Origin of the sequence: Aedoeadaptatus nemausensis (genome assembly GCF_903819165.1) — a bacterium.
GTDB lineage: Bacteria > Bacillota > Clostridia > Tissierellales > Peptoniphilaceae > Aedoeadaptatus > Aedoeadaptatus nemausensis.
Window position 1 is genome coordinate 1 of the sequence record NZ_CAIJCS010000075.1, and the last position, 7,831, is coordinate 7,831.

Here is a 7,831-nt window from a genome sequence, read left to right on the forward strand (position 1 = left end):
GTTTGCCAGTACCAGAAAAATTAAAAAGAGTATTAGAACAATTCAAGGAGGAAAAATAAATGAGTAATAGCCCATTAGTACAAGCAACAATTCTCTCACCAAACCATAGTGGGAGAAGAAATCAAAAGATTACTAAAATAGCTATCCACCATGCAGCAGGGGTTATAAATGGTAGAAATCTTGCTGGGATATTTGTGCCAAGGTCAAGACGTGCATCAGCTAACTACAATTTAGGATCCGATGGAGTCATTGTTTTAGGAGTAGATGAATCCAATAGAGCGTGGACAACCTCATCTTCCTGGTGTGATAACCGAGCAGTCACAATTGAAGTAGGGAACTCTACGAGAGGTCCTCAGTGGTTAGTTTCTGATTATGTTTTAAAAAGACTAATTGATTTAGTAACAGACATCTGTAGGAGAAATGGAATCTATCCTTGTACCTATACTGGAGGCAAAGATGGTGTCCTTCAAAAACACGAATGGTATAAAAACACTAACTGTCCTGGTCCATATCTTGGCAGCAAGTTTCCATATATTGCAAGCGAGGTTAATAAAAGACTAAGAGGCAATAATACCGTTAGTAAACCAACAAGTGGACTATATAGAGTTAGAAAATCTTGGTCTGAGGTTAAAAGCCAGAAAGGTGCATTTAGAAATTTAGATAATGCTAAAAGATGTGCCGATAGATTCGGATTAAAAGTATTCGATGCTTATGGCAAAATAGTATATCCAGTTGGAAAGACAATCGACCAATTAGCCAGAGAAGTTATAAATGGTTTATGGGGGAATGGAGAAGAGAGACAAAGAAGATTAACTCAATCTGGATATGATTATAAAGAAGTTCAGAGAAGAGTAAATGAATTAATTTAATAGGAATAATAAAGCCTGATAAATTTCTAATTTAGAAGTTTATCAGGCTTTTGCTTTTTTAAAAACTATAAAACTCTATTTTTGACCAAGGTATTGAAATTAATTATCAAATGAGCTACAATAAAACTGACGATAGCGTCGGAATTATTTATTGACAGGAGATAAAGTTTTGAATGATAAAAAATTGAAAGTAGGAGAAAAAAGGAAGTTAGAAATTCTGGAAGCGGCAAAGACATGTTTTTTAGAAAAGGGTTTCCAAAATACAACTATGGAAGATGTTATAGAAAAAGTAAGTTTAAGTAAAGGTGGTGTTTACTATCATTATGGCTCAACCTATGAAATGATTTATGATTTTATGAAATCAGGTATCAAATATAGAGGAGAAAAAAACAAAACTATCGACACATCTAAGTTAACGAGTTTAGACGCAATTACTGAGATGATGATGGAAAGAATTTATGATGAAAATGAATTTAAAAGCATATATGCAATTTTTTTGAAACTACAAAATGAAGATAAAAGATTGTGTGAAATGTTTGAAAATTTAAAAGAAACAAACACAGAAATTTTATCGTCTGCATTTCCTCCAAACGATAAGCTATCATCTATTTTTGAAGATGAGTTTTTAGTGACCTTTGTAAATACTTTGATTTTAGGATATGAAAGTTTAAATCAAAAAGAAATTTTTATTGAAAATAAAGAAACAATCAAAAAGATGTTAGAAGAATATTTGAAAAATAAATTTCCTGAATTATTAGGCTGATCTTAAATTATGGTATAAAAATGAATACAAAAAAGACATTTTTAAAAAAATTTTATGAGCTAATAATGACATTATTAATTGTTAGTATTTTATCATTTGTTTTAATGAAATTATCTCCCGTAGATCCAGCCACTGCATATGCTAAAAGACATATCGGAAGTCCATCACCTGAGCAAATTGAAGAAGTAAGAATAAGATTTGGTTTTGATAAACCTGTATATAAGCAATATTTTAACTGGATTAAAAATCTTTTTTCTCTAGACTTAGGGCAGTCTTTAAGCAATGGCAAACCAGTCTGGGATAATATAATGTTGGCTTTGCCAAAAACTTTATCTGTTGTTTTCTTTTCCGCAATATTGCAGGTAATTTTAGTATTATCTTTGGGATGTATTACTTTCTTATGGAAGAGCAAGATAATCAATAAGCTTATAAATCTTTTATGCCTTATTGGTGTTTCAATTCCTAGCTTTTATATTGCTATTATCTTACTTGATATATTTGCAGTAAAGTGGGATTTGCTATCAGTAGCAGGTAATATTGGCATTACAAACTATCTACTTCCTGCAATAACTTTAGGGATATTTGGGGCTTCTTTTTATTATCCACTATTTAAAGATGCTTTAGACAAAGAGAATGGTGAATATTATATTATGTTTTTTAGAGCAAATGGTCTAAAGGAATTTACTTTGTTCGTGAAACATATATTGCCAAACTCGATAGTAAAGTTAATTCCAAATTTCTTTCAGAGTATTGGACTTATGATTGCAAATGTGGCAATAGTTGAGGGAGTTTTTTCTATTCCAGGATTTGGATATTTGATTGTAAATTCTGTAATAAATCGTGATGCAACGATGATTCATGGGTTGGTTTTCTTTTTAGCATTATTTATTGCACTTGCTAATATAATATCAGATTTGATAAACGATCTTTTGATAAGGGAAAGGGGAGATTAATGAAAATAAACAAAAGGACAGTATTTACTTTCCTAGTGATTTTATTTATATTTTTTGGAAGTTTTTTTGCCCCTAATGATCCCTTAGAAGTTAATCTTCCCCTTAGATTTGCAAATCCAAGTTCTAAGTATCCTTTGGGAAATGATAGCATGGGCAGGTGCGTTTTATCGAGAATACTGTACGGGGGGAAAACTACATTATTTATGGTTATGACGGCATCAATTATTGTTTTTACTTTAGGTTTGATTTTAGGAACACTAACGTCAAAAGTTACCATGAAAAAGAATGTAATAGTAGATTCGATTATTAATGCTGTAACGGCTATACCACCAATTGCTTATTTAATCATATTTATAGCATCTTGGGGAAATGGAATAAAAACTACATTAATCGCTTTGGTTGTTTCATATATATTGAGATTTTTAAGACTTGTTAGAACTCAAATAAATATTGAATATGATAAAGCTTATTGCACTTGTATGATTTCACTTGGTGCTTCAAAGACTAGGTTGGTTCTAGTTCATATACTACCAAATATATTATTAGATTTAGTTCATTATATTTGTTTGTCCTGTGCGGATATGATTTTAGCAATTACTGGTTTTTCATTTATAGGAATTGGACTTGGAGAAAATGTTGTGGAGTGGGGTTCTATGATTTTAGAAGCGAGAGATTCAATATTTATTAAGCCAGAACTCATAATTTACCCGATTTTTGCAGTTTTTATTACTACAATGTCTTTTAATATTATTGCAAAAGAAGCGAATAGAAGGTGAAGATATGATTTTGGTTAATCAATTACAAGTTAAAGATAAAAAAGGAAACAATCTTTTAAATAATATTTCTCTTAGAATTCCTATGGGAAAAATTATTGGTCTCACTGGACCCAGTGGTGCTGGGAAGACTACATTAGTAAACACAATACTTGGGATTTTATCAGAGGATTTAAAAGTAAGTTCTGGAACTATTACTATAGATGATTTCGATATATTGGCAAAAGATAATATCAATAGCAACAATAGAAACATCGCTTTTATTCCTCAACTTCCCATGATTTCTTTTGACAAAAGAAAAAAGATAAAAAGTCAAATGGTTGAAATATATGTTGCTAATCTTAATATAAATAAATCAGAAGCATTAAGTATAGCAAAAGATAAGCTCAAAAGCGTCAATCTTGAATATGAAAGAGTTTTAGATTCATATCCAACTGAACTCTCTGGAGGCATGATTCAGCGTGTGATTTTAGCGATATCTATGGGACTAAATACTGATTATATAATTGCTGATGAACCAACATCAGCCTTAGACAATTATAACTCATCATTATTTTTTGAATTGATTAAAGCAAATTTCAAAGGTAAAGGAATTTTGTTAATAACACACGAAGCTGATATTCTTAAAAAATATAGCGATTGCATCTATGTGATAGAAAATGGATGCCTTATAGAAAAGGGGAGTAGTGAAGATATATTTGAAAGCCCTAAAGAAGAATGGACAAGAAAATTTGTTATCTGTAGTCAGAAAATATTAGATTCTGGAGGTAAATGGAAATGGACGAAATAGCTATGAGTAATGTTAGCCTTTCTTTTGAAACAGTAAAAGGGACATTTAAAGCTCTAGATCAAATTTCCTTTTCACTAAAAAGGGGAGATAACTTAAGTTTAATTGGTGAAAGTGGATCTGGTAAAAGCACCATTGCAAAAGCATTAATAGGATTAGAAAGAATAGATGAAGGATCTATACTCTATGATTCTGTAGATATCTCAAAATTAAGATTAAAAAAAATAAGGAAATATAGAAAAAATATCCAGTCTGTTTTCCAGGATACATCTGGTACTTTAAATCCTGGTATAAGCACTTTTAAAAATTTGGAAGAAGGGCTTATTAATTTAACAAACTTGTCGAAAAAGGAAAGAAAGGAAAAGGTATTATTATTTTGCGAGGATTTACATTTAAAAAAGGAAATATTAGATGTGCCCGTTCACCAACTATCTGGAGGTGAGCAAAGAAGATTGTCGCTTATAAGAGCCCTTATGGTTAATCCTGATTTTTTAATACTAGATGAGGTTACAGCTGGGCTTGACTTACTGACGATTGAAAAAGTATTAAACTTACTTTTTTATTATCAATCTAAGCATAGTATTTCTTATATTTTTATCACTCATGATATAAATCAAGCAAAACAGATTTCAGATTATATCATAGAAATAAAGAAAGGAAAAATATTTAGAGAAGGAAAATTGCAAAGGAGATAGAAATGATCAAACTTAGAAAAAATATGATGGTTTTATTGGCACTTGTATTTAGTTTTTCAATTTTACTAGGAGGTTGCCAAAAGAATCAAGAAAAAGCACAAGAAAATTCAAATGTAGCAAGTGAAAACACAAAAGATGAAAGCAAGAAGGTTTTAACCTTATGTACTGCTAAAGAACTGACAAACCTTACGACTTTAACAATGAATAAGGAAAATAATATGGCTTGTGGTTTAATTTACGAAACCCTAGTAGCTTATGAAAACGGTGAAATTGTACCAAAACTTGCTGAAAGCTTTGAATATAAAGATGATGGCAAAACTTTAGTCTTTAAATTAAAGGACGGGGTAAAGTTTTCAGATGGTGAAGATTTTAATGCTGATGCAGTAAAAAAGATATTAGATTTTGATAAGTCAAACCCTAATTTTGCAGGCATTAGGGCTGTTGCAGAGATAAAATCAACAGAAGTTATTGATGATAATACGATTGCTATTCACTATGAAAATCCGTCTAAATTTTATATAAATGGCTTTTGTTTCCAAAATGTATTGGGGATGCCATCTCCAAAGTCATTTACTGAGGGAAACTTTGAGACATTTAACGAAAATATAGGAACAGGTCCTTATGTATATGAAGAATTTAAATCTGGAGAATATACAAAATTTGTTAGAAATGAAAATTATCATGGGGAAAAACCTTATTATGATGAAGTTATTGTCAAATATATTCCCGATGCTTCCTCAAGACTTCAAGCCTTAAATAAGGGGGAAATAGATTTAATTTATGGAGCAGATTTAATAAATTATGATGACTTCAAAAAAGGTTCTGAAATTAAGGATGTTACTGGAGAAGTCAATAAAAATAGGACTTTGACTAAGAATCTAATTTTAAATCCAAGTAAAAAAGAATTAGAAGATTTAAAAGTTCGTCAAGCAATTAATTATGCAATTAACAAAAAAGACATTGTCGACAGTTTAACATACTCATATGAAGATGTAGCTGAAACTTTATTCCCTAAAGATGTAGCTTATTGTGATGCAAATTATCCAACTATTTATAGTTATGCTCCTGAAAAGGCAAATAGCTTGCTAGATGAAGCGGGTTGGAAACTCAATAAAGATACAGGAATTAGAGAAAAGGACGGAAGTCCATTAAAGCTTCAATATGTTTACTGGTCAGATTTAGTACTTGCTAAGGAAACTGCACTTGCAATAAAGACACAATTAAAAGAAGTAGGTATAGATGTTGACCTAGTTGAAAAAGATCAAATGTCATGGTGGACAGATGGTATAAAGGGAGAATTCCATTTGACAACCTGGAATACAGAGGGTTCTTATACTGAACCTCATAAGTTCTTACAAGAATCAATCACTGAAATGGATCCACATTTGATGCCGTTAAAAGCACTTTCTGATTCAAACATATATATTGATGCAATAAAGAAGGCTTCCACTTCTACAAACGAAGGGGAGATTAAAGATAATATACAAAAAGCTATAGTATATTCAAACGAAAACGCTATGGATTTGCCTCTTTCTTATTCAAAAGAAATGATTTTGTATAGAAATGACAAAATTGGTGGATATGAATTTACAAGTACACCGCAATTTTTCAATATTTATAGTGTAAAAGCTAAATGAGAATAGGTTAATAAATTGAATTTAAGGCAGGTCTATCTATAAAGTAGTGAATGGATAGACCTATCTTATTATTACGAAGATTTATTAAGGAGGGGATTTGATGGATCTAATAAAACAATATGTAAAAAAGAGAAAAGGCTCATATTTTATGTCAATCTTACTGGCAATAATTGGAGTAGTGGCTGGGCTTTTTTCCTATATATACATGGCAAAAATCATTGTAAATTTGATTAATGGCGTAAGCGACATGAATTTATACACTCCACTTTGCATAAGTATTTTAATAACATTTGTTATTAAAGAAGTGGCAGCAGGAATATCAACAAGTATTTCCCATACGGCAACTTTTAACTCATTAGGGGAAATCAGAAATGATATTTCTAAAAAACTTTTTAAGATGCCACTGGGAGATGTTCTTTCAAGATCTTCAGGGGAATTTAAAAATATAATTGTTGAGCAAGTTGATTCTATGGAAACTTCACTTGCCCACCTTGTGCCAGAATTTACGGCAAATTTAGTAGGACCTGTTTTATTATTTATTTATATGTTTAGCTTAGATTGGCGATTGACCTTGCTATCATTAATTCCATTTGTGGTAGGAATGTCTATTATGATGTCTGTTATGAATGCTCATTATAAGGAAATGTTTGGAAAGTCAGTTGCCATTGGTCAACATATGAATAATTCCATTGTTGAGTATATAAACGGTATTGAAGTAATAAAGACATTTAATCAAAGCGAATCATCTTATAAAAAATATTCTGATGCAGTTTATGATAATGCAAACTTTTATTATAACTGGATGGGTGAATCTATGAATAGGGTTGCCATAGGTAGATTACTTTCTCCTATGGGAATTATTACCATCATACCCTTTGGGATTTTATTTTATATAAAGGGAAGTATTGATTTAAGAAATTTAATTACCTTAATCGTCTTATCCTTTGCTACAGTTTCTAGTATTTTAAAAATCATGAACTATATGGACGATATGTCAAGAATATCAACTATAACTTCTGAAATAGGAAAGATTTTAGATTCAAGAGAGTTAGAAAATATTGACAAGGGAGAAAAAATAGAATCCTATAATATAGAACTTCAAGACGTAGACTTTTCTTACGATGGAAAAAAGAAAGTCATTGATAATCTTTCTATGGAAATAAAAGAATCTAATGTTTCAGCACTCGTTGGTCCTTCTGGATCAGGCAAGTCCACAATAGCAAAACTTATTGCTGGATTTTGGAATGTAGATAAGGGATCTATTAAAATTGGCGGAGTAGAAACAAAAGATGTGTCGCTCGAAAACTTGTCTTCACTTATTTCTTTTGTATCCCAAGACAATTTCCTCTTTGAT

The 7,831-nt window shown here is 30.8% G+C and carries 8 protein-coding genes; all 8 read left to right on the plus strand.

Annotated features, from left to right (window positions below):
- Positions 1 to 59: 59 nt before the first annotated feature.
- Complete coding sequence (locus PEPTYR26121_RS09060; RefSeq protein ID WP_180501106.1) at positions 60 to 869, plus strand: N-acetylmuramoyl-L-alanine amidase; 810 nt, start codon at positions 60 to 62, stop codon at positions 867 to 869.
- Positions 870 to 1,038: 169 nt separating this feature from the next.
- Entirely contained in the window at positions 1,039 to 1,632 is a 594-nt protein-coding gene (locus tag PEPTYR26121_RS09065; protein WP_180501108.1) for a TetR/AcrR family transcriptional regulator, read from the plus strand.
- A 20-nt stretch (positions 1,633 to 1,652) separates the two neighbouring features.
- The gene (locus tag PEPTYR26121_RS09070) at positions 1,653 to 2,585 is read left to right on the plus strand and encodes an ABC transporter permease (protein WP_180501110.1); all 933 of its coding nucleotides are present in this window, start codon (positions 1,653 to 1,655) and stop codon (positions 2,583 to 2,585) included.
- Complete coding sequence (locus PEPTYR26121_RS09075; RefSeq protein WP_180501112.1) at positions 2,585 to 3,361, plus strand: ABC transporter permease; 777 nt, start codon at positions 2,585 to 2,587, stop codon at positions 3,359 to 3,361. The genes PEPTYR26121_RS09070 and PEPTYR26121_RS09075 overlap by 1 nt, the downstream gene beginning before the upstream one ends.
- A gap of 4 nt (positions 3,362 to 3,365) precedes the next feature.
- On the plus strand, positions 3,366 to 4,148 hold the full coding sequence (locus tag PEPTYR26121_RS09080) for an ATP-binding cassette domain-containing protein (RefSeq protein WP_180501114.1): 783 nt from the start codon (positions 3,366 to 3,368) through the stop codon (positions 4,146 to 4,148).
- Positions 4,130 to 4,840 carry an ATP-binding cassette domain-containing protein gene (locus PEPTYR26121_RS09085; protein WP_180501115.1) on the plus strand — a complete coding sequence of 237 codons (711 nt, stop codon included), beginning with the start codon at positions 4,130 to 4,132 and terminating at the stop codon, positions 4,838 to 4,840. The genes PEPTYR26121_RS09080 and PEPTYR26121_RS09085 overlap by 19 nt, the downstream gene beginning before the upstream one ends.
- A 2-nt stretch (positions 4,841 to 4,842) precedes the next feature.
- The gene (locus PEPTYR26121_RS09090; RefSeq protein WP_180501117.1) at positions 4,843 to 6,477 is read left to right on the plus strand and encodes an ABC transporter substrate-binding protein; all 1,635 of its coding nucleotides are present in this window, start codon (positions 4,843 to 4,845) and stop codon (positions 6,475 to 6,477) included.
- A 100-nt stretch (positions 6,478 to 6,577) separates the two neighbouring features.
- On the plus strand, positions 6,578 to 7,831 hold a 1,254-nt coding region (locus PEPTYR26121_RS09095), incomplete at its 3' end, for an ABC transporter ATP-binding protein (protein ID WP_180501118.1).

Coding starts and splice junctions, on each gene's coding strand:
- PEPTYR26121_RS09060 (WP_180501106.1), top strand. CDS start 60: ATGAGTAATAGCCCATTAGTACAAGCAACAATTCTCTCACCAAACCAT.
- PEPTYR26121_RS09070 (WP_180501110.1), top strand. CDS start 1,653: ATGAATACAAAAAAGACATTTTTAAAAAAATTTTATGAGCTAATAATG.
- PEPTYR26121_RS09075 (WP_180501112.1), top strand. CDS start 2,585: ATGAAAATAAACAAAAGGACAGTATTTACTTTCCTAGTGATTTTATTT.
- PEPTYR26121_RS09080 (WP_180501114.1), top strand. CDS start 3,366: ATGATTTTGGTTAATCAATTACAAGTTAAAGATAAAAAAGGAAACAAT.
- PEPTYR26121_RS09085 (WP_180501115.1), top strand. CDS start 4,130: ATGGAAATGGACGAAATAGCTATGAGTAATGTTAGCCTTTCTTTTGAA.
- PEPTYR26121_RS09090 (WP_180501117.1), top strand. CDS start 4,843: ATGATCAAACTTAGAAAAAATATGATGGTTTTATTGGCACTTGTATTT.